The following is a 26938-nucleotide window of genomic DNA, read 5'->3' as shown; positions in this document are numbered from 1 at the left end:
AGCGAACGCGCCTAATATCCAACTTACCCCCGAGGGGCAAGGGCCTGTTGCAACCTTATTTGGATTTGTTCGACCCGGTCTTCGGTGACCTTTAAAACAGGCGATGAACCCAGCCGTCCGGATCATCGGCAATCCCGCGCTGGATATCGACCAGACGTTGCCGCAATTTTTCGGTCAGCTGTCCGGGACCGCCGCTACCGATCGTGAAGTCGCCTTCGCGGGACCGGACGGTGCCGACCGATGTCACAACGGCGGCGGTGCCACAGGCAAATGTTTCTCTCAGCTTCCCGCTTTCGGCATCGGCACGCCATTGATCAATCGCATAGGGCTCTTCGCTGACTTCAAGGCCCTCCTCGCGTGCGAGCTTGATGATTGATTCCCTTGTGATTCCCGGCAGAATCGTTCCGGTCAACGGCGGCGTGATCAACCGTCCGTCATCCATGACGAAAAACAGGTTCATGCCGCCAAGTTCCTCCACCCAGCGCTGTTCGGCCGCGTCCAGAAACACGACCTGATCGCAATCTTCGGCAATGGCTTCGGCCTGAGCCACCAGACTGGCAGCATAATTCCCGCCGCATTTTGCGGCTCCGGTCCCGCCCGGGGCCGCCCGGCTATAATCTTGCGAAACCCAGATGGAGACCGCTGAGGCGCCTTTTTTAAAATAAGCGCCCACTGGCGAGGCAATCACCAGGAACAGATATTCCTTGGCGGGGCGGACACCGAGAAACACTTCGCTGGCAAACATGAACGGCCGCAAATAAAGCGACCCGCCTTCTGCCGACGGGAACCAGTCCCGATCAATATCAACCAGCGCCTTGACCGATTGCAGAAACAGCTCCTGTGGCAGCTCCGGCATCGCCATGCGCCGGGCCGAAGCCTGAAAGCGCCGGGCATTTTCATCCGGTCGGAACAGCGCGGTGTCGCCGTCCGCGAGGCGATAGGCTTTCATGCCTTCGAATATTTCCTGTGCATAATGCAGGACCGAAGAGGCCGGATCCATCGGAATAGGTTGCCGGGCCTGCACCTTGGCATCATGCCAGCCCTGCCCTTCGGTATAACGAATCATCACCATATGATCGGTGAACAAATTTCCAAAACCGGGATTTGCCAGCAATTGCGCGCGCTCTGCGGGTGCAACCGGGTTGGCATTGGGTTCCGTAGTGAAGGTTAGGCCGGTTTCGTCCACCATTTCGGGTCACTCTCGCTGTGAAGTTTGGGCTTCCGCAGGAAGGACGGGAGGCCATTTCAGTTTATCTTGCAATCCCCAAAGCAGCATGTCAAGATACGTCAACATGGCTGACATATCTCGCCCCTCTGCCTCGCCTGGCGCTTCGCCGCTCTTTCTCCGGGAAGATGAAATCCGGCGCGGCGTCGAATTGCTCTATTTCGGTTATACTCGCCTGACCAACGCGATTGATCAGGAATTGGCAAAACAGGGCCTGGGCCGTGCCCATCACCGCGCGCTCTACTTCATTGCCCGCCAGCCGGATCTCACGGTCGGCGAATTGCTGAAGCTTTTGGCCATTACCAAACAGTCGCTCGGCCGGGTGCTCAAGGAACTCCACGAACGGGATCTGGTCGTGACCAGCACCGGCCAGCTGGACCGGCGCCAGAAATTATTGCGGTTGACCGATCAGGGTGCGGCAATGGAAGCCGAACTCTTCTCCCAGTTGCGGGAAAAACTGGCCGCCGCCTATGTCAGCGCCGGACAGGAGTCGGTGACCGGATTCTGGCATGTGCTGGAAGGATTGGTGCCCGAATCGGATCGCCAGATGGTCTTCGACCTGCGCAAGGACCACAAATAGGCGGTTATTGGCCTTTGGCTTCCTCAGCCATTTCGATATTCCGTTCCTTCGCCGCCTTCAGAACATCATAGAGCAACGCCTGCACGCGCTGGTCGGCATCGAGCACGTCGAGCCCCTTGCGCGTAACGCCATTGGGACTGGCAACCTGATCGGCCAATGCTGCGGGCGAGACATCCGAGGCTGCTGCCAGCGTCGCTGCACCATCGACCATTGCCGTGGCCAGGCGCGCAGCCTGATCCGCATCCATGCCGAGTTCGGTCGCGGCATGCGCCAGCGCATCGATGAAACGAAACAGAAAGGCCGGGCCAGATCCCGACAAGGCCGTCGCGATATGCATCTGGCTTTCGTGCGCCAGCCATTCCGGCGGCCCAAGCGGGGCGAACAAACCATTCATGGCGCTGACCAGGTCCGGCTCGGCAGACTCTCCGATCAGGATCATCGGTGATTTCGCCACCGATACCGCCATATTGGGCATCAGCCTGACGATCGGACCCGCCCCGGGCAGGGCGCTTCGCAAGTCGGCCAATTCGGTTCCGGCGAGAACCGAGACCACAGTGCTGCGCCTATCGAGCAGCGGCGCCAGTTGCGTGGCAACGGCGGCCAGCTGATAGGGTTTCATCGCCAGCATCACCAGATCGGGCGCGGGCGCCACGGGATATTCGCTTTGCGACGGCAGACCGCCGGGCAATTCGGATCGATGGGGCTTGATGATCGTGATCTTGCTGGCGTCGATCCCCTGGTTGAGCCAACCCTGCAAGATCGCGCCGCCCATATTGCCACAACCGATCATCCAGATCGACGACAAGTGGGCCGCGATCATGCTTCCCCCTGGGTATCGATCATCGCATGTTCGATCGCATCCTTGGGGCTTTTGTCGCTCCACAGAACGAATTGGAAAACCGGATAGAAGCGCTCCCATTCGTCAATCGCCATATCGACAATCGCTTGCGCCTGGTCGAGGCCCAGCATCCCGCTACCCCCAAGCATGATCGCATGCCGGAACAACAGGATGTTATTATTCGACCAGAGATCGAAATGGCCGAGCCACAATTGCTCGTTGATCAGCCCCAGGGCTTCATAGATGGTGATTGTCTTGTCTTCAGGAACGCGAATATCCGGCAACAGCAGCAATTGCAGGACATGATCCTCGCTACGCCAGATCGCGCGCAACTGGTAGCTTGTCCAATTGCCCTTTATTTCAACCGAGATTTCTTCTTCGCTGACATGATCAACCGACCAGCCCCGCGCCTCGAAAAAAGCGGACAGCATGTCGACAGGCGGTGCCTCTTCCTGATCCAGATCAGACCATTGATCGTCAAGCATTGCGGTTCCAAATCCCTTGCATGACCCGTGTAGTGGCCCAGCCCATCGGGCAGAGCAAGGCGCGGGGATCACCGGGATCACATTGTTTGTGGGAAGACTGTGGATAATACAGCGGCCCAAACAGGCTGCGTTCCGCAAGGAAACACCGGCGGGATTTTACTCGGCCGGCTTGCTTGGTGGCGCTTTTTTGGCTGCGGGTTTGCGCGCGGCGGGTTTCCGTCTGGCGGCAGGCTTCTTTGCGGGTGCCGCTTTTTCCAGCGCGTCGAGACGCTTTTTCAGGTCATCGGCTTCGGCCCGCGCCGTGGCTGCCATTTCCTTGACCGCGTCAAATTCTTCACGCGAAACGAAATCCATTCCGGCAACCCATTCCTTGGCCCGCTCCCGCGCACCGGCTTCGGCTTCGCGGCCGACACCGGCAACCGTGCCGGCAATGCCGTTTAGCATTTTGGAAAGATCATCAAAAAATCGGTTTTGGCTCTGCATGTCATTCACTCCATCAGGGGATCAGGTCACCACTGACCTTTCACTATATCTGGGTGCTCGCTGCCGGAACGACAAGGGTTTCGGCACCCGGATTCAAATCATCAATCTGTTTGTTGAGAATGGCCGCGAAGCACAGCCAGGCGAGATAGGGCACCATCAACCAGGCAGCGGCCTTGCGAATACGGCCAAAGGCCAGGGTGGTCAAAAAGGCCGTGACGAGAATGATGATCAGCAACCAGAAAGCCGCCGAGATCTGATGCATGCCGAAAAACAGCGGTGACCAGAACAGGTTCAACGCAAATTGCAGCAGGAACAGTATAATCGCCACACCGCGCAAAGGCGCGCCGCGGGCGTGAAGAACCATCGACAGCGCAATCCCCATAAATGCATAAAGAATCGCCCATGCGACTGGAAATGCCCAGCCCGGTGGCTGCGCATCGGGCTTGGTCAAGGCCTGGAACCAGCGGTTTTCTTCTCCGGAACCGGCAATCTGACTGGCCAGGAAACCCAGCAGGATAATCGCCGGTACGACGAACAATATCCATCGCAGCAACGACATCCGCAACTGGCCCTTTGAAGCAATCTGATTCACAGCCCTGTTTCCCTTAGCCCGATAATCCCGTTCCGGCGCAGCGAATCATCTGTCGACCGCTGCGGTAATATTCTGGTTTATTAGGCAATATTGCAGCGCTTTGCGAGTCGCTTGGACGCCGCCGGGTGCCGGCCACTTATTCCGCTGTTTTGTGACCATAAAGCTTGGTCTTTGCGATTTCATCCCTATCTTGGTGCGGTGCCCTGTTTTCCTAATTCTTCCTGCTCCTCTGGCCCGATCACCAACATGATTGTGACCCACAGATCAGACTGCTAGAGGCTGTGTCATGACCGAACCGACGACCACTATACTGGCTGAAAAGAGTCAGCCCGAAGACGAGAAACTCTCCCGGCGCAGCATCGGCAATTTGCGCATGATCTGGAGCCGCGCGCTGCGCTATCCCAAACAGATTGCACTCGCGGGTATTTCCCTGTTTGTGGCGGCCATGGCGACGCTGGCGATACCGGCCGGATTCAAGACGATTATCGACAATGGCTTCGTCGCCGAGGGTGCCGACGTCGCGCCCTATTTCCAGGGTTTGCTGGGAATTGTCGCCGTGCTCGCCATCGCCACGGCGTTTCGATTCTATTTTGTAAGCTGGCTCGGTGAGCGGGTGGTTGCTGATATCCGGCTGGCGGTGCAGCGCAATCTGCTCGGCCTCGCGCCCGGTTTTTTTGAAGAGAACCGACCGTCCGAAATCGCCTCGCGAATGACATCCGACACCGCGATCATCGAACAGATTGTCGGGACCACAGTTTCCGTAGCGCTGCGCAATGTCGTGATTGGCATTGGCGGAATCATCTATCTGTTCACGCTCGCGCCGGTGCTGACCGGCGGCCTGCTGATCGGTATTCCGGTTGTCATCCTGCCGATCGTCTTCATCGGCCGCAAGCTGACCAATGTTTCGCGCTTCAGCCAGGACCGCGTGGCTGATGTCGGCGCCATGGTCTCCGAAACCCTGGGCGCGATGAAGATCGTCCAGGCCTTTGGACAGGAAGACCGCGAACATTCGCGCTTTTCCGGCGCGGTCGAATCAACCTTTGACACCGCCAAGCGGCGCATCCGTCTGCGCGCCGCCTTGACCGCCGTCGTGATCGCATTGGTGTTCACCGGCATCACCATGCTGATGTGGCGCGGCGCGATTGGCGTGTCGGAAGGAACCATATCACCCGGAGCCATCGCCGCCTTCGTGCTGACCGGTGGCCTTGTCGCTGGCGCCTTTGGCGCACTCACCGAGGTCTATGGCGACCTGCTGAGGGGCGCCGGTGCCGCTGGCCGCCTGGCCGAATTGCTCGCCGAAGTCCCTGAGATTTCGGCGCCGGCATCGCCGATCGCCCTGCCCCAGCCGCCGCGCGGTCAGATTTCCTTCGACAATGTTACCTTTGCCTATCCGACGCGACCGGAGACCAATGCGCTGACCAATTTCTCGCTCAAGGTTTCACCCGGCGAAACGGTGGCCGTGGTCGGACCTTCCGGGGCTGGCAAATCGACCCTGTTCCAGCTTGCTCAGCGGTTTTATGACCCTCAGGCCGGCAGCGTGCGCATCGACGGCGTGGCCCTGCCCTCTGCCGATCCAGCGGACATCCGCAACCGCATGGCATTGGTGCCACAGGATACCGTGCTGTTCGCGGCCTCTGCGCGCGACAACCTCCGCTATGGCCAATGGGAAGCCAGTGACGACGAAATCTGGGCCGCCGCGCGGGCTGCCAATGCCGAGAAATTTATCAGCGAGCTGCCCGACGGCCTCGACAGCTATATGGGGGAAGCCGGTGCCCGACTTTCCGGTGGCCAGCGGCAACGGGTCGCCATTGCTCGTGCCTTGCTCCGGCAGTCGCCAATCCTGCTGCTCGACGAAGCGACGTCGGCGCTGGATGCCGAGAGCGAGAAACTCGTTCAGGACGCGCTGGACCGGTTGATGGCAGATCGCACGACCATTGTCATCGCCCATCGCCTGGCAACAGTGCGCTCGGCGGATCGCATCATCGTCATGGATGACGGCAGGATTGTCGAACAGGGCGATCATGACAGCCTGATCGCTGCCGACGGGCTCTATGCCAAGCTGGCTGATCTGCAGTTTAATGACGGAGAACTGGCCAAGGCGCGCCTCGCCGTCGGCTAGGTCAGCAGCGCCGTCGGCGCACGGGAACCGAAGAATAATCTCACCGATGACCGCCTGCGCTGCTTAGCCGCGCCGCAGAGCTTTGCCCTGGTGCACTGGAGGCTCCCTCATGCGCCTGCTTGTGTCGGGCGGTTCGGCATAACGATCCTGACATATCGTCCGCCCCTCTTGGCCTGGCCTGGCTGCTCACAATAGCGACACCGGCCCGCCGCCAGCTTGCGAGCAAACCACCCGATATGCCCACCCAATCGCAGAGCACACACAAAAAAGGGCGATGGATCGCTCCACCGCCCTTTTGAAAATTACTGTGCCCCGATCAGTTGGGGTTGATGGCTGCTTTCCCGAAGGAACCATATTGCTCGTTACCAACAAATCCGAATTTGGTAACGCCGCTGTCCTTGATCACCGCCAGCGTCTGGTCAACGATCAGATAGCGACTGACCGGATCCGGCTGGAACTGAAGCTCAGGCTCCGGCACCATCGACTTGGTCTGGGCCAGATATTGCTTGACCTGGTTCAGTGTCACCGGCGTATCGTTCCACAAAATTTCGTTCAGCGCGGTGATGCCCAAACGGTTTTTGACCGGGTCAATTATCGGCTGATCAGGTGGATTTGGATCATCCACGGGAAGATCCAATTTCACCGCGTGGGTTTGCACTGGAATCGTAATGATGAACATGATGAGCAGAACGAGCAGGACGTCGATCAACGGCGTCGTGTTCATTTCCATCATCGGCGATCCATCATCTTTACCGCCGCTCATTGCCATTATAGCATCTCCTTAAAACTCAAAAACGTCTTGTCCGGGTGGAAAAAATCCCGCCCGACTATTCAACGGCAATCGGTGTCGACAAGAAACCGACTTTTGCAAAACCAGCACGTTGCATCGTGTAGATCGCGCCACCAATGCATCTGTACGGCGTGTTGATGTCACCGCGGATATGCACTTCAGGCATATCTTCCGGCGTCATATTTTCCACACCACCAAAGGATTCAATCTGATCCTCCAGCTGTTTCACAGCGCGTTGCACCAGTTCGGTCAGAATCGATCGGCGTCACATTCCAGTAGACCCGACAGTTTCCGCCCGGATTGGCGCCTGCATATTCCGGATCTCCAGGATCACGGCCAGCCGCGTCGGTCGTCGTTATGGCGAGCAAAACATTTTCCCGTTTGGTCGTCGTAACTTCAAATGGCAGAACCGGCAATTCCAGATCAACCGTCTGAATAACCACCGGAACGGCGATCAAAAAGATGATCAGCAGAACCAGCATCACATCCACCAAAGGCGTTGTATTGATGTCTGATAGCGGCGGCGTTTCTGCTCCGCCTTCTGCTCCAACACTCATTGCCATAGGATATTATCCTCTCAAAAACTAATATGCGAGATCGAACAAATGTTCGTCTCAGGCTGCGATGGCCGGACCTTTGGCATCACGAGGACGCAGCCGGTCCGGCCTTCAGCTTATTTCTTTGCGGCTGGCTTTGCAGCAGCGGCTGGTTTAGCCGGCGCAGCTTTTGCAGCGGAAGCAGCAGGCTTCACGCTGCCGTCCGATGCCATGTAGCCAAGCACGTCATTCGAAAATGCACTGAGGTCTTCAGCGATTTTCTTGTTGCGGCCCTGCAGCCAGTTATAGGCCAAAACAGCAGGAACAGCCACAGCCAGACCAAGTGCGGTCATGATCAGTGCTTCACCAACCGGACCAGCAACCGCGTCAATCGACGCTTGGCCGGCGATGCCGATTTTGATCAGCGCGCGATAGATGCCGACAACCGTACCGAACAGGCCGATAAATGGTGACGTTGCACCAACCGTTGCGAGCCATGGCAGGCCGCTAGCCAGTTTCGAGTTGATCTGGGCTTCGGACCGCGCCAGCGAACCGTGGAGCCAGTCATGCGCTTCAACCGGATCGGTCAATTTGGCATGGTCATCGTCAGCACGGATGCCGTCGTCAACAATCTGGCGATAAGCGCTGTTCTTGTCGAGCTTCGAAGCGCCTTCACGCAGGCTGCCGGCACGCCAGAATGTTGCGCGCATGGCCTGGCCCTGTTTCATCACCTTGTTCTGCTCGAACAATTTGGAGAACAGGATGTAGAAAGACGAGATCGACATTGCGACGAGGATGAAGAAGGTCGCGTACGCAATGGCGCCACCCTGCTCAAGCGCTTCGAGCAAACCGAACTGGTTTGCCGGTGGTGCTGCAGCAGCAAGAATTTCAATTAACATTTTAACATTCCCCTCAGGATAAGTTTAATCTAAAAATCTGTGATGCAGTGGGCCGACGGAATTGCCGCCCCACTGCGCTATTTCATTATTTCGGTATCTGCCAACGGACCCGGCTCGACCAGGAGGCCGCAACCGCTTGACCCGTACTATCCAGCGCCGGACGGAACCGTGCACGCCGTTGGATATTCTTGCAGGTCGCCGCATCGAGATCGGCATGGCCGCTTGATCCGGTGATCTGGCAATCAGATACTCGTCCATTCGCTCCAACGGTTACGCGGAAGCTGGTAGTGCCTTCGCGCTCTTCCCGCAACGCACGCGACGGATAATCGTTTGCGTTGGCCCAACGGCCTGGGTTGCCGCGCGGTTCCGGATTCGCCCTTTGTGGAGGCGGAGGCGGAGGTGGCGGTGGAGGCGGTGCAGCCACGACGGGCGGCGGTGGAGGCGACACGATCGGGGTCTGCTGAATCACCGGTCGCGGTGCCGATGGCGGCGTCACGATAGGTGGAGGCGTAACCACGGGTGGCGGCTCGATTGGTTGGTCTGGCGGCGGTGGAGGCGGTTCTTCCGGCTCTTCCGGCGGTTCTTCTTCTTGAATATCGATCATATCGAGCTCTGAAGCCACTTTCTTGACCGCATTATAGGCCAGTCCAGTTACCAGAGCATATCCAAGCAACACGTGAATCAGAACGACAAGGATGATGGATACGACCTTACTCGAACTCATCTGTTGGTCAGCATAAGCCATTCAGAAATGTAACTCCTTTTATTCCCCAGGGATCAAAACCCTCATGAAAGGTCCTTGCAAAGGACATCATGACCTTAGGCCATTTTAATCCCTAGATTCCCCACAACGGCTTTTCGTTTGGATGAAAGCCATCTTAAAAATGTTTTAACGCGGTCGATCCTGACAGGCAATCGCTTTGTTAGTTCAGCCCTGATTAAGCTGTCCAAAACGCAGAATAGCGGGTATAAAAATGTTCTCTTCAAGTGATTTTTACGGGAAAATAATGCTTCATATTCGCACTCTGCCCATATTCCTTATCTGCGCTTTATTGGGCAATTTCCCAGCTTTTTCACAATCCAACCCACCGATTGATCGATTGCAATATGCCGATATTGTCGACCTCAGCATCGCTGCGCCGATCATCGCGCAGGTAACCATAAAAAAAGCGATCAAGGTCGATGAAGAGAGGGTAACAAATGCCCCTCCGAACACCCGGCGCTACTATATTATCGCCACCACCAACGCTTTGATTCGCGGTCAGAGCGGGATTCCGGAGACGATTCGCTACGTCATCGACCTGCCGCTCGATGATCGTGGAAAAGCCCCGAAAATCAAGAAAAAATCGTTCATCGTCTTTGCCCGCAACATCGCCAGCACGAGCGGAGACATACAATTGACCGCACCCGACGCCCAAATCGCCTGGACCCCGGCACGGGTTGAACGGATTCGGGCTGTCGTGCGGGAAATTGTCGCCCGCGATGCGCCACCGAAAATTACCGGCATCGGTAGCGCTTTCCATGTCCCAGGAACGATTATCGGCGAAGGCGAGACCCAGATTTTCATGAACACCAATACCGGCGATCCGGTATCGATCACCGTCCTCAGTCGCGAAGGACAGAAGAAAATCTGGGCCGTTTCGTTGAGCGAAATTGTTGACGAGGCTGCCCGCGCGCCGGTGCGCAACAGCCTGCTCTGGTACCGACTTGCCTGTTTCCTGCCCAAGAGCCTGCCCGAAGAAGCACTGACGGGTGATTCCGCCGCCAACGCGAATCAGGCGCGTCGCGACTATCAGATGGTCATTCAGGATCTTGGAAATTGTCCGCGCGCACGGCCGGCGACATTGCGATCATCCTGATTTGGCTGGCCGACAGGTCTGAGACTCCACAAAGTCAGGCTGGCATTATTATATCGTCACGCTATGACGCCTTCGCGGGGCCGGCCGGCAACAGCGTCCGACATTTCTGACGGCGTTTGTTGACCGGAATCCATGTCCCCGAGAATTCCGGAATCCGTCGCACACAAGGTTTTATCATGACAAAAGCTCTCAACATCGCACTCGCTGGCCTCGGTACTGTAGGCAGCGGCGTCATCCGCTTGATCAATCAAAATGGTGCGATGATTGCCCAGCGCGCAGGCCGGCCGATAAATATTGTTGCCGTCTCCGCCCGGGATCGCAATCTGGATCGCGGTATTGACCTGTCTCCTTATGAATGGGTGGATGATCTGGACCAGCTGTCGAATCATCCGGATATCGACACGGTGGTCGAAATGATGGGTGGATCGGACGGCCCCGCGCTCAGTCTGACGCGCAAGAGCCTCGACAGCGGCAAGTCGGTGGTCACCGCAAACAAGGCGATGATCGCACATCATGGCATGGAACTCGCCGCTTTGGCCGAAACCAACCAGGCGGCGCTGAAATATGAAGCGGCAGTGGCGGGCGGGATCCCGGTGATCAAGGGCCTGCGCGATGGCGCTTCGGCCAATCAGATTGAACGCGTCTACGGAATCCTCAACGGCACATGCAACTACATCCTGACGACCATGGAGAAACATGGCAGCGACTTTGACAGCGTGCTGCAGGAAGCGCAGAATCTCGGCTATGCCGAAGCCGATCCGAGTTTTGATATTGATGGCGTCGATGCCGCACACAAGCTCGCCATATTGGCGGCCTTGTCCTTTGGCACGGCGGTTGATTTCATGGGTGTAGAGACGGCCGGCATCCGCGATATCATGGCCGCCGATATCGGACAGGCGAAGGCCCTTGGCTATCGCATCCGTTTGCTCGGCATGGCGCGGGTTGATGATGGCAAACTGTTTCAACGGGTGAACCCGTATCTGGTGCCGGAAAATCACCCGCTCGCCCATATTGACGGGTCAACCAACGCCGTCGTTGCGGAAGGCAATTTTTCCGGCCGGCTGATGTTCCAGGGTGCGGGTGCCGGCGACGGTCCGACCGCGTCAGCCGTGGTTGCCGATCTGATCGACATTGCCCGCGGCGACAATGGTACCGTATTCGCCATGCCGGCGGCCGAAATGGAGCCGGTTGCCCGAGCGGAAAGCGGCAATCGCAGCGGCAAGAGCTACATCCGCTTCGTGGTGGCGGACAAGCCCGGCGTGCTGGCTGAGATCACCGCAGCGATGCGCGATGCCAATGTATCGATTGAAAGCCTGATCCAGACTGAGAAAACCCCGGAAGGTTCGGTTCTCCTCTCGATGGTGACCCATCAGAGTCTGGAGCGGGACGTGCAAACCAGCCTTGATCAGCTGACTAGCTCCGATAGCCTGCAAGCCGCTCCGGTAGTCATGCATTTGCTCGGCGAAGCGGACTAGCTGAACCCCTCCGCCCTTGCCTAATTGTCGGGAACGGCCCGGATCTGCACCTGTTTGATATAGTCCTCGTCGGGAACCGGCGGCTCGACAATGTTCCAGAGCTGACGGGCAGGCCCTTTGACACCGCCGCCCGGACCACCAAAGGCGACCGAAAATATCGGAACGCCCTTGAAGCAATTGCGTTCATCCATTGTCACATAGCAACGCCCCTGCTGTACGATTTCGGGATTGCCATTGGGAATGGGCACCCGCGCCCGGGTCGTCCGTTCGGTCAGTCCGGGAAACGGCAGGCGATATTTGCGATTGGGGTCGAACCGGGCACAGACCACGATTTCGTCTGGATCCTCGTTCAGCAGGCATCCATCCGCATCAACAGCAACCAGCCGGTCCGCATTGGCGATCAACGCGGCCGTACGCGCATCGGGTATAGAGGATTGTGCCTGAATGGGACTGGCCGCAAAAAGTAATGCCAGCGGAACAAGGCTTCTCGACATTGTCATAGTGCTCCCCTATCGAGAGTTCAAAATCAGCCCGTTAGAGAAGGACTAGACATTCGGATGCCTAAATCAAGTGATATTCTGGAACGCGTATTGGTCATGGAAATGGTGCGCGTCACCGAAGCTGCTGCCATTTCTGCGGCCAACCTGATCGGACGAGGAGACGAGAAAGCGGCAGATGCTGCTGCGGTTGAAGCCATGCGCGCGGCGCTCAACAAGCTCGACATTTGCGGTACCGTGGTGATCGGCGAAGGCGAACGCGATGAAGCCCCAATGCTCTATATCGGCGAAAAAGTCGGCTGCGGGTGCGAAGGCGATTCTCCCGAAATCGACATTGCGCTGGATCCCCTGGAAGGCACGACCATTACCGCCAAGGCGGGCCCGAATGCCTTGGCTGTGCTGGCTATTGCGGAAAAAGGCAATCTGCTGAACGCACCGGATGTCTATATGGACAAAATGGCGGTCGGACCGGGCTATTCCGACAATATTATCGATCTCGACAAGTCGGTGGAAGACAATGTCACCGCGGTGGCCAAGGGAAAAGGCGTCAAGCCATCGGACATTATCGTCTGCGTTCTCGACCGGCCCCGGCATGAGAAGATTATCTCGGAACTGCGCGCGATCGGCTGTGGCATCATGCTGATTCCCGACGGCGATGTCGCCGGTGTGATCGCAACCACCGACGAAGACACCACCGTCGACATGTATATGGGCAGCGGCGGCGCGCCGGAAGGCGTCCTTGCGGCCGCTGCGTTGCGCTGTGTCGGTGGCCAGTTCAAGGGCCGGCTGACCTTCCGCAACGAAGACGAACGCAAACGCGCCTATAAATGGGGTATCGAAGATCTCGACAAAATCTATGACCTCAAGGAACTGGCCAAGGGTGACGTGATTTTCGCGGCCACCGGTGTCACTCATGGGTCCTTGCTCGAAGGCGTCAAGAAACTCCGCAGTGGTGTGATGACAACCGAAAGCGTTGTCATGCGGGCATCATCGGGGACGGTGCGCTGGGTCAAGAGCGAGCATCGCAACTGATCCATGGCTGAAGCAAGCCGGCTTTCTGATCCGCGCCGCGCCCTGACGGCCGCCCGCCAATGGCTGCGGCCCTTGCTTCTGGCGCTGCCACTCGCAGCGACGGCGTGTATTTCACCGGTCGACTATGGACCCATTCCGCACGCCGATTATGTCGCCGATCCACGCTGTGATCCGCCGGAATCTGATGGATCTGCTGCAGAAGGGCGGCCATTTTTTGTGGTCACCAGCCGCCTCGTCGACTGTCGTACGGCGGCTGTCGAACTGATCCAGCATCGCGGCGATAAACTGCGCTATGGCCGGTTTGCCGGCCCCCAGGACATTCTCAATGCCAAGGGCAAGGTCGAGGGTCAGCGCATTCCGCTCGCAATGGCGAACGAAACCCGCTGGTGGAATGATCTGGCACAGGTCATGGACAATCGCGAAGGGCGCGTGCTGCTTTATGTTCACGGCTTTCGCGAGACATTTTTCACCAGCGCTCGCGACACCGCGCAAATCGCCCGACTGACTGGCTTTACCGGCCCCATCATTCAATATAGCTGGCCATCGCAAGGGCAATTGCTCAAATATGCGGTCGACGAGACCAACATGTATTGGGACGAACGCAATTTTCGCAGATTTCTGACAAAACTCGCCCAGCAGGAATGGACCAAGGAAATCGTTCTGGTCTCGCACTCGCTCGGTGCCCGATTGGTTCTGCCGGCCGTGGAGTTTGTCGATCGCAACAGCCCGAATGGCGATTCCAGCAATATTTCCAATATCATCCTCGCGTCACCCGATATTGATCGCCAGGATTTTGAACGCGATATCACCGAAGAGATTCTCTCGGCCCGGCGTGTGAATAATGACCGCCGGATAACCGTCTATGCGTCCGCCGATGACCGGGCCCTGTCCCTGTCGGCGGACATTCATGGCTATCCACGGCTGGGATCACCGCGCTGTTTCGATCCTTTTCGCGCGGCCAAGCTGAAAGAACAGGGCTTGCCGGAACGGTGCTATGCCACCAAGACCCAATATGACACGCCGCCAGAGAAAAGCGGCCTGACCATCGTCGACACGACGGCCGTCAGTCAGGGGCGCAGCGGCCATAGCGACTATCTTCGCAGCGCCGCCGGTTGTCAGGATTTTGCCGCCGTGGTCAATGGCGAACGCAACCCCAAGCGCGGCCGCTTGCCGACCCATTTATCGTATGTTTTCGCGCTTGCTCCGTTCGAAAATGATGCGGAACCGGATCATGCCACGGTCTGCCGCCGCAAGCCCTTCTGATGCCACCAGACGCCCCCTCGCTCACCAACTTGTTGACCGATGTGCGTCGCTGCCAGATTTGCCGCGATCTGCCGCTGGGCCCCAAACCTCTGCTGCAAGCCGGCCATCAAGCGAAAATCCTGATTGCCGGTCAGGCACCGGGCAGCAAGACCCATGAAAAGGGCCGCCCGTTCGACGACCAGAGCGGGATCCGGCTGCGGCGCTGGCTCGGGGTGACCGAAGAGCAGTTTTACGATCCCGCTCTGTTTGCCATCATCCCAATGGGCTTCTGCTTTCCGGGTACCGGAAAAGGCGGCGATCTGCCGCCCCGCCCCGAATGCGCGCCGCAATGGCGCCGGGATCTGCTGGACCGGCTCCCGAACATTGCCACCACGCTGGTCCTCGGCCAGTTTGCGCTCGACTGGCATCTCGGCGCTCGGCGCGACAAAACGCTGACAGCAACGGTGTTGCGGTGGGAGGAATATTGGCCCGACATTCTCCCCCTGCCCCATCCCAGCCCGCGCAATATCCGCTGGTTCAAGAGCAATCCGTGGTTTGAAGGCGATGTCATTCCGGTGTTGCAGGACCGGGTCCGGGCGTTGCTCTAGAAAATACCCATGGCGACGCCAGCAGCCAGGGTCGCTCCCACTTCCCGGCACCGTGCGAGATCGGTTTCTGAAATTGTCTTGGTGGCGAGAATCTCGGCTTTGGTTTGGGCATGGGTACAGATAATCGGGCTATCGATGATCTTTTTCAGGCGCCAGCCAGTGGCAATGCGCTCGAGCTGGTGCCTGGCATTTTCGCCATCGGAGCCGGCACAGATCATCGCCGCATAGGGCCGGCCTTCAATGGCTCCCAGCAGCGGATAGTAGCAGCGGTCGAAAAAGGCCTTCATCACGCCGGCAATGGCGGCAAGATTTTCCGGTGTCGCAAAGAGATAGCCATCGGCTCCCAGCAGGTCTGCGGGCGCACAATCCTCGGCCCGTTTGACCCCCACTGCAATGCCGTCTTCGCCGCGCATGGCCGCAACAGCGGCATCGACCATCTGGGCGGTCCCGCCGGTATAGCTGTGAAAGACGACCAGCAGCTTTTTCACGGGTGACGCCCCCTCGATCATGTCAAATATGCCAGTCCGGCTGAAAATCCGCGATATGCGCGGCGAGTTCTTCGCTGGTCTGCGCAAATCCCGGAAAGGCATTGACCGGAATCCGGAGAAACACCGCACCCGATTTCTCCGCCGGCGGCAAGGTCCCGCCGCGGATATTCACCTGCAACGAAGGCAATATCAGTTTCGGCGCGGCCAGTGTGGCATCGCGTTCCCGGCGCATCGTGACAAATTGCGATTGCGCGATGCCGTGACCGACGTGGATGTTCGATTGCCTCTGCTCCGCAACGCTGCTCTCCCAGACATAGTCATCCCGGCCTTCCGGCAGATAATCGTGGCAGGTGAAGATCCGGGTCTCTTCCGGCAGCGCGAGGATTTTCTGAATCGACTCATAGAGAATGGCGGCATCGCCGCCCGGGAAGTCACAGCGCGCGGTGCCATAATCCGGCATGAACAGCGTATCACCGACAAAAGCGGCATCCCCGATCACATAGCTGACACAGGCCGGTGTATGCCCCGGCGTGTGGAGAACCCTGATCGTCTGATTGCCGAGCGGCAATTCTGCCCCATCCGCCAGCAGCATGTCGAACGCCGCGCCGTCATAAGACACGTCTTCGGCTTCGAATATCGGCGCAAAGACTCTCCTGAACAGCGGTGATCTTCTCGCCTATGCCGAGTTTTGCGCCGGTTTTGGCGCGCAGATAGTGGCCGGCGCTCAGATGATCGGCATGGGCATGGGATTCCAGCACATAGACAAGGTCCAGCCCGGCTTCTGCGAGTCGGTCCAGCAATTTGTCCGCGCTGGCGGTTCCCAGCCGACCACTATTATGATCAAAGTCCAGCACCGGATCGAGAATGGCCGCCGCGCGGCTTTGCCGATCGTGGATCAGATAGCTCACGGTATGGGAACTCGCATCGAAAAAGGCCTCGATCGCAAGGGCAGCGGGGTCATTGGTGACCATTTTTCGATCTCCTTCTCGCATGGCGGTTGAAGCCCGGATCGCTCTTGTTCGATGGTTCCCGAAAGATTGCCGCTTGTCAGAACGGATCAATACTATAAGTCCGGATCATGTCCGCAGTCCTAGATGTCACCCAATCCCTTTCCGGTCAAGAATGGCGCTGGCGCAGCACCAGTGCCGATGCCCGCGATCCCGGTTTCCAGCCCGACGACCTCGTCACCCAGCTGCTGCTGGCGCGGGGCGCGACACGCGAAACGCTCGCCATCAACCGCAACCCGACCATCCGGGGGTTCATGCCGGACCCTTCGGTCTTTCAGGACATGGAACTGGCGGCAGAGCGGCTCGCGTCAGCCGTACTGAACAACGAGAAGGTCACTGTCTTCGGCGACTATGATGTCGACGGCGCGACCAGCGCTGCGTTGCTGATCCGGCTGCTCCGGTCGCTGGGGCTGGATGCGGGCTATTATATCCCGGATCGCCTGATGGAAGGCTATGGTCCATCCGGCGAAGCGCTAGTCAAACTCGGCCAGCAAGGCTCCGATCTGGTGATCACGGTCGATTGCGGCGCGATGGCCTTTGATGCGCTCGAAATGGCCCAACAGGCCAATGTCGAAGTGGTGGTGGTCGATCATCACAAATGCGCACCGGAGCTGCCCAAGGCGCTCGCGCTGGTCAATCCCAACCGGCTTGATGAAAGCGACGAAGGCGCCGCCCATGGGCATTTGGCGGCGGTCGGCATGGCCTTTCTGCTCGGCGCGGCGCTGGTTCGAAATCTGCGGGACAAGGGGTTTTTCAAGGGCCGCCCCGAACCAAAACTGCTCGAACTGCTCGATATTGTCGCGCTCGGTACGGTTGCCGATGTCGCGCAGCTGCGCGGGCTCAACCGGGCGTTTGTCGCGCAGGGTTTGAAAGTCCTCGCCGGTCGGCAGAATATCGGCTTGTCGGCGCTGATTGACGCCAGCCGGCTGAAACGCGCGCCGATCTGCTCCGATCTCGGCTTTGCCCTGGGGCCGCGGATCAATGCCGGCGGCCGGGTCGGAAAATCCGATCTGGGCGTGCGCCTGCTGATCAGCGAAGACCCGGAAGAGGCGCGACAGATTGCCGCCGAACTCAACCAGTTTAACGAGGAACGGCGCGCGATCGAGGCGCATGTGCTCGAACAGGCCGAAGCGCTGTGCGCAACGCAACAGAATCAGGCGGTGGCGGTCCTGTCTGCACCGGGATGGCATCCCGGAGTGATTGGCATTGTCGCCGGACGGATCAAGGAAAAGCTCGGCAAACCGGCAATCATCATTGCCGAGGACGACGAGGGCATCGGCAAGGGCTCCGGCCGCTCCATTGCCGGTGTCGATCTCGGCGCAGCGATCCTCGCGGCCAAGGAGCACGACCTGCTGATCGCGGGCGGTGGCCACGCCATGGCCGCCGGAATCACCGTCGCGGCGGACAAGATTGCCGCGCTGGCAGAGTTTCTCAACGACCGGCTCGCACAAACCGTCAGCGCGGCCGCCGCCAGCAAGGCCTTGCTGGTCGACGCCCTGCTGTCGCCGCGCGGGGTGAATCCGATGTTCGTCGAGGCGATGGACGCAGCGGGTCCCTATGGCATGGGCTGGCCCGCCCCGCGCGTGGTGACCGGACCGGTGCGCATCGTCAAATGCGATATTGTCGGCAAGGACCATGTCCGGATGATCGTCGCCGGCGATGACGGCGCGTCGATCAAGACGATCGCCTTTCGCGCGGCAGAAAGCGATCTCGGGCAGACCTTGCTCAATGCCCCGAAGTCCCGGAAATTGTGGATTGTCGGCCGCGCCAAAATCGATGACTGGGGGTCCCGCCCGGCCGCCGAAATCCATCTCGAGGATGCCGCCTGGGCCGATTAGCGGCGATTTTGCCAATGCGGCGAAAAATTATCGCCCTGGCCAGCGCAAACCGCCATAAAAGGGTTGACCGGAGCGCCCGATATCCCTAATCGCCCAATCTCGCTGACCAAGCATTGGTACGGCCCCTTCGTCTAGCGGTTAGGACGCGGCCCTTTCACGGCTGAAACACGGGTTCGATTCCCGTAGGGGTCACCATTTTTCCGGTTCAAGATTGCATCCGGGGGATGCAATCCCGGAAAAATCCCGACCGCAAGGGAGGGTATAGCGCACCACCTGTATCATCGCCAAAAATCCGCAGCGTAAGCAAGGGTGTGACCCACCAATCCCGAAAAACCCCGACCGCCTTTTTATCGCGTGATGTGACCCCCTTTCGTTGCAATGGAATGCTTCGAAGACTGCCGGCTTTGGTTCACACCAAAGATATGCCTTCTTTTCCGTGAGTTTTGCCCGTATCCCGCAGAAAAGCGGGACGCTATACACATAATCCACCCGCCGAGTGTGACCTTCCGCAGCGCTCCTGTCCGCGCCGGCTTGCGCCGGTTGTGAGAGGAGATCAACACCCTGCCCGTGCCTCCGCGCTTGGGCGGTGCAGGAAGCGTTCTCACTTTTTGGGTTGGGGATGGGGTGGCTCATGGGGTGAGCATGGCATGGAGAGAGAGGTGTAGGAAAGGGTGGTATGGAGCGAGGTCAACAAAAGTCCGCTGCATCTCGAAGGCGGACATTAGCTTGAGTGGTTTTAAACGACAGCAATTGGGCCATTAGCGGACTGTCTGTTTCTGACGGCTCTGGGCACAATATCAGTCATTAGGATTACTGGGTTGACACTAGAATACTGGTACCGGCATCCCGTTGTAGAATGAATTTTGGGGCGGCAAGTGCACAGCTTCGACAACCGCCTTTGTTCGGTTGACCCACGCTTCTACTATCGGTTCTTTGTTGATTGCTTGCTTCAGGATTCCCCGCCCTCCTGTGCCCTTTCCATCGCCAAATTCCGCGCGGGTAAAAATTATCTTGAAACGATCCTTGTCCAGATTTCGGGGAATCATGTGACCTGTTCGTGCGCCATCGGGCAGATGCATGGGGACCTCCGAAATGAACATGTCCGTCGGAACAACATAGTTGATGAAGCGGGCATTTTTGTCTGCTGAGACCTTCGACAGCTCATAATGGATTTTTGGGTTATTCAAGGCAATTTCCCTGATTTCTACTATGTCGTCCTCCTCCAATTCCGAGATTGAGATTGTGACTGACCTGTCGTCTTCGAGAGCATAAAGACTGTTGATCGAAAAGCTCTGAATCGCCAAACCGCCCATATAGGAAAGACCCATCAATCCGGAAACAATGGCGGTAATAGCGACGATACCGAAGGGAGTCGATTGGGGGAGACGGACAGGCCATAACAGTTTTTCCCACGACCTCGGCAAAAAGGCTCCGGTCGTCTCGAGATATTCGGCATATCCTTCATACTGTTTCAAGCATCGGCGTTCCTCAATCCGGGCGAGCAGAATGTAGAGGAACATGACAACCACGAAGCCGATTAGAACCAGAAAGCGCGGCCATATAATCAGCATGCCAAAACTTGCGATCATCAGGGCCAGATATTGCGGATGACGGATATGCCGGTACAGGCCTCCGCGAACTTCCGGGCCTTTGGATAGCTTTCTCCAGTATATCTGCCCGGCGCCAAATGCGAACGCCAGCAGGCCAGAGACAAACAGAAACAGGCCAATCCATGTGTGGATATCTAACAGCCACGAGCGTGTTTCTGCCGCTATGTGCGGCATGAAGAAGGTGAGCAAATTGCTTGAAACCGAGCCGCTCGCCAGCCAGTCCAGCCCAGGCCCATATACACCGTAAAAATAGATGGCGAACGGGCTGGCCATGTAGAAAAACTCGAGAGCGATTAGGAGATAGAACAAAAGTCCAGTGAAAAAGACACCGCGCTGCCGCCAGTTTTGTTCGTCCGTCATAATTTTCCTTCCTGAAGCGTGACCAGCAAACCCTTGAGCAGATTGTCGAGCACAAGTGCGAGGCGGCGATCAGTACATTCCTCGCGTCGCCGAGCGATAACGTTGGGGTCGCGGAAGAGGAGCGTCGCGTCCTCGATTGTGGTCCTCGCCAATTCTGCTTGCCCGGAATCGATGTCATTTTCGGAAAGCCAGTCGGTGACGATCTCCAGCAGCGTAGCCGACATCCGGTTCACATGCTCCCAAACTGCGGTCATGTTGCCCTGCGCCAGTTCAAGATAGGCAATGAACAAGGCTGGATCATCGTCATAGCGATCACGTTTAAGTTGCAATTGGGTGAGTAGAAATTTCCTTAGGCGGAAATCCCCACTACCTTCGCCCTTGGCGATATCAGAGAGAGCTTCCTCAATCTCCAGAAACCAAAGATCGGCAACCGACGCCAGAAGCACCGCCTTTGTTGAGAAAAACCGGTAGGCGTTGGATTGGGACATGCCGCAGCGCGCCGCCACGTCGGTAACCGTGACCTTATCCGGTCCGTGCTGAATGAGAAGAGCCTCTGCTGCTTCTAACAGCCTGGTCTTGGTTGCTTCTATGTCGGGTTTGGGTCTCGCCATCGGTTAGAACCAGCGCCGAACTTGCGCGCAATATTCGTCATATTCCGCGCCGAATTTTTTTCTGGCCGCGGCCTCTTCGAAAGGGATATACCAAAAATGGCAGACAAGAAAAAATCCAAACGCGATGGCTACTGCCAGCCATTGATTGACCATGATCGCCACCCCTAACAGCGACAGACAGAATCCAAGATACATAGGATTGCGAGACCGAGAAAACAGGCCGGTAGTGACCAGCTTGTCGGGATCGTCGAATGTTCTGATATTCGTCTTTTCAATCTGAAAACGCCGGGACCCTGCAATGGTCACCAACAATCCGGCAAAAATCAGTGCCCCGAGCCAATTTAACGGCGACGGCAGAAGAGGTGCTGAAGGGAGGATTAGCAATCCGACCACCATCGCCAAAATGGAAAGAACCCATAGAATGGGAGGAAGCAGCCACTGCATTTCTATCTCCTTGAGAATGGGAATATTTTAAATAATAAATATTGTCAAATATTATTTATATTGTTGCGGCTAAGGATTGTTCAATTCTCACCTCTTCGTTCAGTGCAAGTCCACGTCCGCTTTCGGGGCTCAGTAAAAACCACTGGAATGCCCGAAACTGGAGCCCTTATCCGACGTACATCTTCCGCATTCCCAATATCCGCTTTCGCGCCCATAGCGGTCATTCACGCACTTCCTTGCAGGTTCCGTCTTGGTCCCTGGAATAGGCTCAGATTTCCCTGATCGGTTCGTCAGGGAATTTTGGGTTAAAGCCCGGAAAAATCCAGACCATAAGGGAGGGTGATCCACGCAAACTTGTGATACCCAATCCGAACCTGCATGGATGGTGCGATTGCCAATTGGACAGAGTATCGCCAGAAACATGTTTGAACCGGAATCCAGTCGCTGAGGCCCGTTTCACACCATTTTCGTGACCAGGAGAGGAGAAAGTCATGCTCAGAAAGCTCAAGCGCGATCTGATCTTTGCAGCAAATCTGTTCCGCGTGTTGCGTATGGTCAAGGATTTGCAGCCGGATTCCACGGTCACGATTGCGGATGACTTTGAAGCCAGCGTCGATCGGGATCCGGAGGCCATCGCCTTTGTCTTTGAAGACCAGTCGATACGGTATAAGGCGTTTGATCAGCGCGCGAACCAGGTGGCGCATTGGGCGCAGGACCAGGGGCTGGAGACGGGTGATGCCGTCGCGCTCATTCTGGAAAACTGTCCCGACTTTGTCGCCATTTGGTATGGCCTCGCCAAGGTCGGTATTATCGCCGCCTTGATCAACACGAACCTGGAAGGGTCCGGCCTCGCCCATTGTATTGATATTGTCGATAGCAAGGCGATTATCGCGGCCGGCGTTCAGGCCGAACGGGCCAGGGCGGTGCAGGCTGATCTGAAAAACAGGGTCACGATTTGGGACCTGGATGGCAATGCGGGACAGGATTTGTCGGCCGCGCTGTCTGCGCAGAGCAACACCCGGCCCGATCTCGCTGTCCGCGCGCAATTGAGCGGCGCCAGTACCGCCCTCTTCGTCTATACATCTGGCACAACAGGCCTGCCGAAAGCGGCAAAAATCTCGCAAATGCGGCTGCGCAGCACCGCGCGCTCGGCGCGGTTTCTGGGTGATGTCAACAAAGAGGATCGCGTTTATAACGTCCTGCCGCTCTACCATATGACCGGCGGTGCCATGGGAACCGCCGGGCCACTCACCTATGGTGCGACGATCATCCTGAGACGCAAATTGTCGGTCACCGGATTTTGGGACGATGTCGCCGATCATAACGCAACCAAATTTGTCTATATTGGGGAATTGTGCCGCTATCTGCTCAACAGCGCGCCCCATCCCAGGGAGACAAAGCACAAGCTGATTGCCGGTTTTGGCAATGGCCTGCGCGGCGAAGTCTGGCGTCCGTTCGTCGAACGCTTCAACGTCCCTTCGATGCGCGAATTTTACGGTTCCACCGAAGGCAATGTGTCCTTTTTCAACATTGACGGCACGATCGGGGCGATTGGTCAGATGCCGCGCTGGATCGAGGGCAAAATCGGCTGCACCATCGTCAAATTTGATGTTGTCGAGGAAAAACCGATCCGCAACGCCGATGGCTTTTGCATGAAGGCCGATGATGATGAACCCGGCGAAGCCATAGGCAAGATCGGCACCAGCGGCCGCGAAGCATTTGGCGGATATCATGACAAAAAGGCGACCGAGTCGAAGATACTCACCGACGTTTTCGAGCCTGGAGACCGCTGGTTTCGCACCGGCGACTTGCTCCGGCGCGATGCCGATGGCTATGTGTATTTTGTCGACCGGGTGGGCGATACCTTCCGCTGGAAAGGCGAAAATGTCGCAACCAACGAGGTTTGCGACGCGCTGTCCCGCTATCCTGGCATTGCGCTGGCAAATGTCTATGGTGTGGAAGTGCCCGGCACCGATGGCCGCGCGGGCATGGCCGCGATCACGATCACCCAGTCCTTTGAGATGGACGGATTGCAAGACCATCTGGCCTCCGTCCTGCCAGCCTATGCCATACCTCTATTCATCCGCATCCAGCCGGAGGCCGAGACCACCGGCACCTTCAAGTTTCGCAAGGTCGAACTGGTCAAGGAAGGTTTCGACATCGGCACCGTGGCGGATCCGATCTGGTTTCTGGATCCGGAACTACAGCAATTTGTGCGGTTGGAAACAGACCGGTGGGAGCGGATCAGGAATAGCGATTTTCGTTACTGAATCCGCAATTGATATTTGGCATTATTAATGTCATTAGATTCTGAAAAACACCAGCGCCGGGGAGATTTCATGGGCAAGAAAATCGCTATATCATTTGCAGTTCTGTTGGTGGCTGCCTTGGCGCTGATATTTGTTTTTCAAAAGCAGGTCGGGATGGCTCTATTTGATCGCGCCGTAAACGCGCGTGTTGGGGCGGACAATAGCGCATCATTGCCTGATGGCCTGCATGTCGGTCTCTGTGGCACCGGCTCGCCGCTGCCCAATCCCGATCGCGCCGGTCCTTGCAATGTCGTCATTGCTGGCGAGCAAATCTATGTGGTTGATATTGGCGAAGGCGGCGGGCGTAACCTCAATCTGATGGCGATCCCTGTTGCGGATGTAGCCGCGGTCCTGCTGACCCATTTTCATTCTGACCATATTGACGGGATGGGTCCGCTGATGCTGTTCCACTGGACCCAGGGCGCAGCCACAACACCTTTGCCCGTCTATGGCCCGACCGGCGTTGAAGCGGTCATCAATGGTTTCAACTCTGCTTACGCAACGGACGACCGCTATCGCATCGCCCACCATGGTGAGAATATTGTGCCGTCCACCGGCGGCGGCGCAGAAGCGCGGTCTTTTGAAATGGCCGGTGACACAGTCGTCGTGCTGGAAAAGGATGGCCTGAAAATCACTGCTTTCAAGGTCGACCATGATCCCGTCGATCCCGCCGTGGGCTACCGGTTTGACTATAAGGGTCGATCAGCGTGTATCAGCGGCGATACCGCCAAATCTGCGAATCTGGAGCGCGCGTGCAAAGGGGCCGATCTGCTGGTCCACGAAGCGCTTGCCTCAAACCTTGTCCAATCCATGACGGCAGCGCTGGAAAAGCGGAACATCAACAATACCGCGACGATTACCAGGGATATATTGGACTATCATGCGACGCCGACCGAAGCGGCGGAATCGGCGCAAGTGGCGGGGGTGAAGCAACTGGTGCTCAGTCATCTCGTCCCGCCGATTCCCAGCAGCTTTTTCTATCCGGCATTTCTGGCTGACGCGCCGGACAAGTTCGATGGACCAATCACGGTCGGTGAAGACGGCATGCTGTTCAGCCTTCCGGCCAATTCCAGCGCAATCGAGCACAAGAAACTGATGTAAGGAATTCGGGACGATGTATGTAATTCATGGCGCCCTGGGATCGCCCTATTCGATGAAAATGCGGGCCCTGCTCCGCTATCGCAGGATCACCCATATCTGGAATCACGGCGTCAGTGCGCAAGCGGCAACGGCGAAAGTCAAAGCACCGGTGATCCCGGTGATCGAATATCCCGATGGCAGTTTCCACAATGACAGCACGCCAGTGCTTTATGATCTGGAGCAGCGGCACAGCGACCGTAGCGTGCTCCCGCCGGATCCGGCCCAGGCTTTTGTCGCCCACCTGCTGGAGGATTTTGCCGATGAATGGCTGACCAAGGCGATGTTCGGCTATCGCTGGCTGGAAGAGGTCGACCAGATCCAGATGAGCCGCTGGCTCGCCTATGATGCGTTCAAGGGTGGCGGACTGGAGCAGATTGAGGCGTTTTCCGCACAGTTTCGCGAACGACAGGTCGGACGGATGGCATTGGTCGGCTGCACGCGCGAGAATTTCCCGCTGATCGAGACATCGGTCCGCGCCGTTCTGGATGCGCTGGAAGAGCATGTGGTCAACCAGCATTATCTGTTCGGATCACGGCCATCGCTGGCCGAATTGGGGATATTCGGACAGCTGTCGCAATTGGGCACAGATCCCACCGCCCAGACGATGATGCGGGCCGACTATCCCTATAGCTATCGCTGGCTCGCCCATATTGATGATATGTCCGGGATTGACGGACAATGGGATGCCGCTGATGCGCCCTTCAAGCCGGTCGTCGAAAAACTGCTGGAACAGGTTGGCGCGGTCTATGGGCCATTCCTGCTGGCCAATGCAACGGCGCTTGAGGCCGGTGAAAAAAGTTTCCGTTTTGAAGCGATGGGCAAACCCTATTCGCAAGGCACCTTCAAATATCAGGCCAAATGTCTGCTCGATCTGCGCAACCGCTATGCGGACTTGGACGCAGCCGCGAAACAAACCGTCGATCCGCTTCTCGAAAAATATCGATGCCTGGAATTTCTGCGATGATCGCGCGGCTTTTTCCCGAACAGTTTGACAATCATTTCCCGGGTCAGAAAATTGCGCTTTGGGCTTTCTATGCCCTCACCGCAATCACATTGTGGCGCAGCCAGCATCATATGTTCGCAGCTGATGGCGGCGCGCAATCCATCGCGACAATTCCTCTGGACAGCTATGTTCAGGGCGGTGCGGATACCGTGGTGAGCCTGTTTGCGCTCTGGGGCCTGGCGCAACTGGGCATGGCGTTTGTCATGCTGCTGGCATGTATTCGCTACAAGGCCATGATCCCGCTGCTCTGGTTGTTCATCATCTTTGAATATGGCGGACGCTTGCTGATCGGCATGTACAAGCCGATTGAAACCATAGAAACCGCACCGGGTCAGACCGGAAATGTCGTCATTCCGATCCTTGCCCTGGTGATGCTGATCCTATCGCTTATTCCGGGACAAAAAACTCCAGACAGCTAGAGTGAACCGGGCTTTGTCTTGATATTGAGCTGCCCGGCCAGACCAGCCATACGGTGCACCGCAATCTTTTGATATTCCGGTGACATTATCATCGTTCGCATCGCTGCCAGCGACGGATATTGGGCCAGCGCGACCATGTCCCAGTTTTCCTCTATATCGCCCAGCATCAGCCCGGTAACCGGGCCGGAGTAAAGCGGCTTTCCGCCCGCGTCGGCGAGGCATTTGACAACGCCGGCACCATATCGGCCATAGGCTGCCGCGCCGCTCAGATCGGCATCGGAGCCGTCCGGATATTCTGCCTTTTCCTTGAACTTGAGCAGATTGACCATGACAAATGGGCCGTCTTCCTCAGCGCCAAAAAAAGCCGCCATTTGCTCCGGATCCGGCACCACTTGATTGACAACCTTCATCATGACTTTCCCTTCAATTTATTGACAGTTATTATGCCA

General features: G+C 57.4%; 28 protein-coding genes, 1 tRNA gene and 1 pseudogene. 13 read left to right on the top strand and 17 right to left on the bottom strand.

Annotated features, from left to right (window positions below; all coding sequences use genetic code 11):
- Positions 1-91: 91 nt before the first annotated feature.
- Positions 92-1189, bottom strand: a complete 1098-nt coding sequence (locus tag ACZ1GS_RS02410) for a branched-chain amino acid aminotransferase (protein ID WP_472696902.1) — start codon at positions 1187-1189, stop codon at positions 92-94.
- Between the two features lie 103 nt (positions 1190-1292).
- On the opposite strand from ACZ1GS_RS02410, the gene ACZ1GS_RS02405 reads away from it, so the two are divergent.
- A complete protein-coding gene (locus ACZ1GS_RS02405) occupies positions 1293-1805 on the top strand; it encodes a MarR family winged helix-turn-helix transcriptional regulator (RefSeq protein WP_472696901.1) in 513 nt (170 codons plus the stop codon).
- A gap of 4 nt (positions 1806-1809) precedes the next feature.
- Here the strand turns inward: ACZ1GS_RS02405 and proC are convergent, their stop codons facing one another.
- The 4 genes from proC to ACZ1GS_RS02385 form a co-directional block, all read right to left on the bottom strand.
- Positions 1810-2625 (bottom strand): pyrroline-5-carboxylate reductase, encoded by an 816-nt coding sequence (gene proC, locus ACZ1GS_RS02400; protein WP_472696900.1) that lies wholly within the window; start codon positions 2623-2625, stop codon positions 1810-1812.
- Complete coding sequence (locus tag ACZ1GS_RS02395; RefSeq protein ID WP_472696899.1) at positions 2622-3128, bottom strand: type III secretion system chaperone family protein; 507 nt, start codon at positions 3126-3128, stop codon at positions 2622-2624. Before ACZ1GS_RS02395 ends, proC begins: the two co-directional genes overlap by 4 nt.
- A gap of 156 nt (positions 3129-3284) precedes the next feature.
- Positions 3285-3611 carry an accessory factor UbiK family protein gene (locus tag ACZ1GS_RS02390; protein ID WP_472696898.1) on the bottom strand — a complete coding sequence of 109 codons (327 nt, stop codon included), beginning with the start codon at positions 3609-3611 and terminating at the stop codon, positions 3285-3287.
- 43 nt (positions 3612-3654) lie between these two features.
- Complete coding sequence (locus ACZ1GS_RS02385) at positions 3655-4203, bottom strand: TspO/MBR family protein (protein ID WP_472696897.1); 549 nt, start codon at positions 4201-4203, stop codon at positions 3655-3657.
- A gap of 286 nt (positions 4204-4489) precedes the next feature.
- Between ACZ1GS_RS02385 and ACZ1GS_RS02380 the strand changes: the two genes are divergently transcribed.
- The gene (locus ACZ1GS_RS02380; protein ID WP_472696895.1) at positions 4490-6322 is read left to right on the top strand and encodes an ABC transporter transmembrane domain-containing protein; all 1833 of its coding nucleotides are present in this window, start codon (positions 4490-4492) and stop codon (positions 6320-6322) included.
- A gap of 316 nt (positions 6323-6638) precedes the next feature.
- Here the strand turns inward: ACZ1GS_RS02380 and ACZ1GS_RS02375 are convergent, their stop codons facing one another.
- The 4 genes and pseudogenes from ACZ1GS_RS02375 to ACZ1GS_RS02360 form a co-directional block, all read right to left on the bottom strand.
- Positions 6639-7091, bottom strand: coding sequence for an ExbD/TolR family protein (locus ACZ1GS_RS02375; RefSeq protein ID WP_472696894.1), 453 nt, complete (start codon positions 7089-7091; stop codon positions 6639-6641).
- A gap of 58 nt (positions 7092-7149) precedes the next feature.
- Positions 7150-7675 (bottom strand): annotated as a pseudogene (locus ACZ1GS_RS02370) (ExbD/TolR family protein).
- Between the two features lie 110 nt (positions 7676-7785).
- A complete protein-coding gene (locus tag ACZ1GS_RS02365) occupies positions 7786-8547 on the bottom strand; it encodes a MotA/TolQ/ExbB proton channel family protein (protein ID WP_472696893.1) in 762 nt (253 codons plus the stop codon).
- An 85-nt stretch (positions 8548-8632) separates the two neighbouring features.
- Positions 8633-9292 (bottom strand): energy transducer TonB, encoded by a 660-nt coding sequence (locus ACZ1GS_RS02360; protein WP_472696892.1) that lies wholly within the window; start codon positions 9290-9292, stop codon positions 8633-8635.
- 262 nt (positions 9293-9554) lie between these two features.
- On the opposite strand from ACZ1GS_RS02360, the gene ACZ1GS_RS02355 reads away from it, so the two are divergent.
- Complete coding sequence (locus tag ACZ1GS_RS02355) at positions 9555-10406, top strand: hypothetical protein (protein WP_472696891.1); 852 nt, start codon at positions 9555-9557, stop codon at positions 10404-10406.
- 176 nt (positions 10407-10582) lie between these two features.
- Positions 10583-11881 carry a homoserine dehydrogenase gene (locus ACZ1GS_RS02350; protein WP_472696890.1) on the top strand — a complete coding sequence of 433 codons (1299 nt, stop codon included), beginning with the start codon at positions 10583-10585 and terminating at the stop codon, positions 11879-11881.
- 20 nt (positions 11882-11901) lie between these two features.
- On the opposite strand, the gene ACZ1GS_RS02345 is transcribed toward ACZ1GS_RS02350, so the two are convergent.
- A complete protein-coding gene (locus ACZ1GS_RS02345; protein ID WP_472696889.1) occupies positions 11902-12381 on the bottom strand; it encodes a hypothetical protein in 480 nt (159 codons plus the stop codon).
- A gap of 57 nt (positions 12382-12438) precedes the next feature.
- On the opposite strand from ACZ1GS_RS02345, the gene glpX reads away from it, so the two are divergent.
- The 3 genes from glpX to ACZ1GS_RS02330 are packed head-to-tail and all read left to right on the top strand — an operon-like array spanning position 12439 to position 15260.
- Positions 12439-13410, top strand: a complete 972-nt coding sequence (gene glpX, locus ACZ1GS_RS02340) for a class II fructose-bisphosphatase (protein WP_472696888.1) — start codon at positions 12439-12441, stop codon at positions 13408-13410.
- Between the two features lie 3 nt (positions 13411-13413).
- Positions 13414-14673, top strand: coding sequence for an alpha/beta hydrolase (locus ACZ1GS_RS02335; RefSeq protein WP_472696887.1), 1260 nt, complete (start codon positions 13414-13416; stop codon positions 14671-14673).
- A complete protein-coding gene (locus tag ACZ1GS_RS02330; protein WP_472696886.1) occupies positions 14673-15260 on the top strand; it encodes a uracil-DNA glycosylase family protein in 588 nt (195 codons plus the stop codon). The genes ACZ1GS_RS02335 and ACZ1GS_RS02330 overlap by 1 nt, the downstream gene beginning before the upstream one ends.
- On the opposite strand, the gene ACZ1GS_RS02325 is transcribed toward ACZ1GS_RS02330, so the two are convergent.
- Genes ACZ1GS_RS02325 through ACZ1GS_RS02315 form a run of 3 tightly spaced genes read right to left on the bottom strand, consistent with a single transcriptional unit; the run spans position 15257 to position 16719 of the window.
- A complete protein-coding gene (locus ACZ1GS_RS02325) occupies positions 15257-15748 on the bottom strand; it encodes a flavodoxin family protein (RefSeq protein ID WP_472696885.1) in 492 nt (163 codons plus the stop codon). The two genes, ACZ1GS_RS02330 and ACZ1GS_RS02325, sit on opposite strands and share 4 nt — an antisense overlap.
- A gap of 22 nt (positions 15749-15770) precedes the next feature.
- Positions 15771-16367: an MBL fold metallo-hydrolase gene (locus ACZ1GS_RS02320; protein WP_472696884.1), complete on the bottom strand. Its 597-nt coding sequence runs from the start codon at positions 16365-16367 to the stop codon at positions 15771-15773.
- Positions 16357-16719 carry an MBL fold metallo-hydrolase gene (locus ACZ1GS_RS02315; RefSeq protein WP_472696883.1) on the bottom strand — a complete coding sequence of 121 codons (363 nt, stop codon included), beginning with the start codon at positions 16717-16719 and terminating at the stop codon, positions 16357-16359. Before ACZ1GS_RS02315 ends, ACZ1GS_RS02320 begins: the two co-directional genes overlap by 11 nt.
- Positions 16720-16826: 107 nt before the next feature.
- Here ACZ1GS_RS02315 and recJ point away from each other — a divergent pair, with 107 nt between their 5' ends.
- Together recJ and ACZ1GS_RS02305 are read left to right on the top strand one after the other, a co-directional pair.
- The gene (gene recJ / locus ACZ1GS_RS02310) at positions 16827-18593 is read left to right on the top strand and encodes a single-stranded-DNA-specific exonuclease RecJ (protein ID WP_472696882.1); all 1767 of its coding nucleotides are present in this window, start codon (positions 16827-16829) and stop codon (positions 18591-18593) included.
- A 120-nt stretch (positions 18594-18713) separates the two neighbouring features.
- A tRNA-Glu gene (locus ACZ1GS_RS02305) sits at positions 18714-18788 on the top strand.
- Between the two features lie 629 nt (positions 18789-19417).
- Here ACZ1GS_RS02305 and ACZ1GS_RS02300 read toward each other — a convergent pair.
- From ACZ1GS_RS02300 to ACZ1GS_RS02290, 3 genes are read right to left on the bottom strand one after another with little or no spacing between them, the layout of a single operon-like run.
- Entirely contained in the window at positions 19418-20563 is a 1146-nt protein-coding gene (locus ACZ1GS_RS02300; protein ID WP_472696881.1) for a methyltransferase family protein, read from the bottom strand.
- The gene (locus tag ACZ1GS_RS02295) at positions 20560-21174 is read right to left on the bottom strand and encodes a TetR/AcrR family transcriptional regulator (protein ID WP_472696880.1); all 615 of its coding nucleotides are present in this window, start codon (positions 21172-21174) and stop codon (positions 20560-20562) included. Before ACZ1GS_RS02295 ends, ACZ1GS_RS02300 begins: the two co-directional genes overlap by 4 nt.
- Positions 21175-21177: 3 nt before the next feature.
- On the bottom strand, positions 21178-21618 hold the full coding sequence (locus tag ACZ1GS_RS02290) for a methyltransferase family protein (protein WP_472696879.1): 441 nt from the start codon (positions 21616-21618) through the stop codon (positions 21178-21180).
- A gap of 491 nt (positions 21619-22109) precedes the next feature.
- Between ACZ1GS_RS02290 and ACZ1GS_RS02285 the strand changes: the two genes are divergently transcribed.
- The 4 genes from ACZ1GS_RS02285 to ACZ1GS_RS02270 all read left to right on the top strand — a co-directional run bounded on the left by ACZ1GS_RS02285 (position 22110) and on the right by ACZ1GS_RS02270 (position 26489).
- Positions 22110-23888, top strand: a complete 1779-nt coding sequence (locus ACZ1GS_RS02285) for a long-chain-acyl-CoA synthetase (protein ID WP_472696878.1) — start codon at positions 22110-22112, stop codon at positions 23886-23888.
- Positions 23889-24041: 153 nt separating this feature from the next.
- On the top strand, positions 24042-25028 hold the full coding sequence (locus ACZ1GS_RS02280; protein ID WP_472696877.1) for an MBL fold metallo-hydrolase: 987 nt from the start codon (positions 24042-24044) through the stop codon (positions 25026-25028).
- A 13-nt stretch (positions 25029-25041) separates the two neighbouring features.
- Positions 25042-26031: a glutathione S-transferase N-terminal domain-containing protein gene (locus tag ACZ1GS_RS02275; RefSeq protein ID WP_472696876.1), complete on the top strand. Its 990-nt coding sequence runs from the start codon at positions 25042-25044 to the stop codon at positions 26029-26031.
- Positions 26028-26489, top strand: coding sequence for a hypothetical protein (locus ACZ1GS_RS02270; protein WP_472696875.1), 462 nt, complete (start codon positions 26028-26030; stop codon positions 26487-26489). The genes ACZ1GS_RS02275 and ACZ1GS_RS02270 overlap by 4 nt, the downstream gene beginning before the upstream one ends.
- Here the strand turns inward: ACZ1GS_RS02270 and ACZ1GS_RS02265 are convergent.
- A complete protein-coding gene (locus ACZ1GS_RS02265; protein WP_472696874.1) occupies positions 26486-26902 on the bottom strand; it encodes a DUF1330 domain-containing protein in 417 nt (138 codons plus the stop codon). The genes ACZ1GS_RS02270 and ACZ1GS_RS02265 overlap by 4 nt on opposite strands.
- Positions 26903-26938 lie beyond the last annotated feature (36 nt).

Source organism: Parasphingorhabdus sp. W113 (assembly GCF_055693205.1).
Note: the sequence above shows the minus strand (reverse complement) of the source record. Positions and strands in the feature narration are given on the sequence as shown.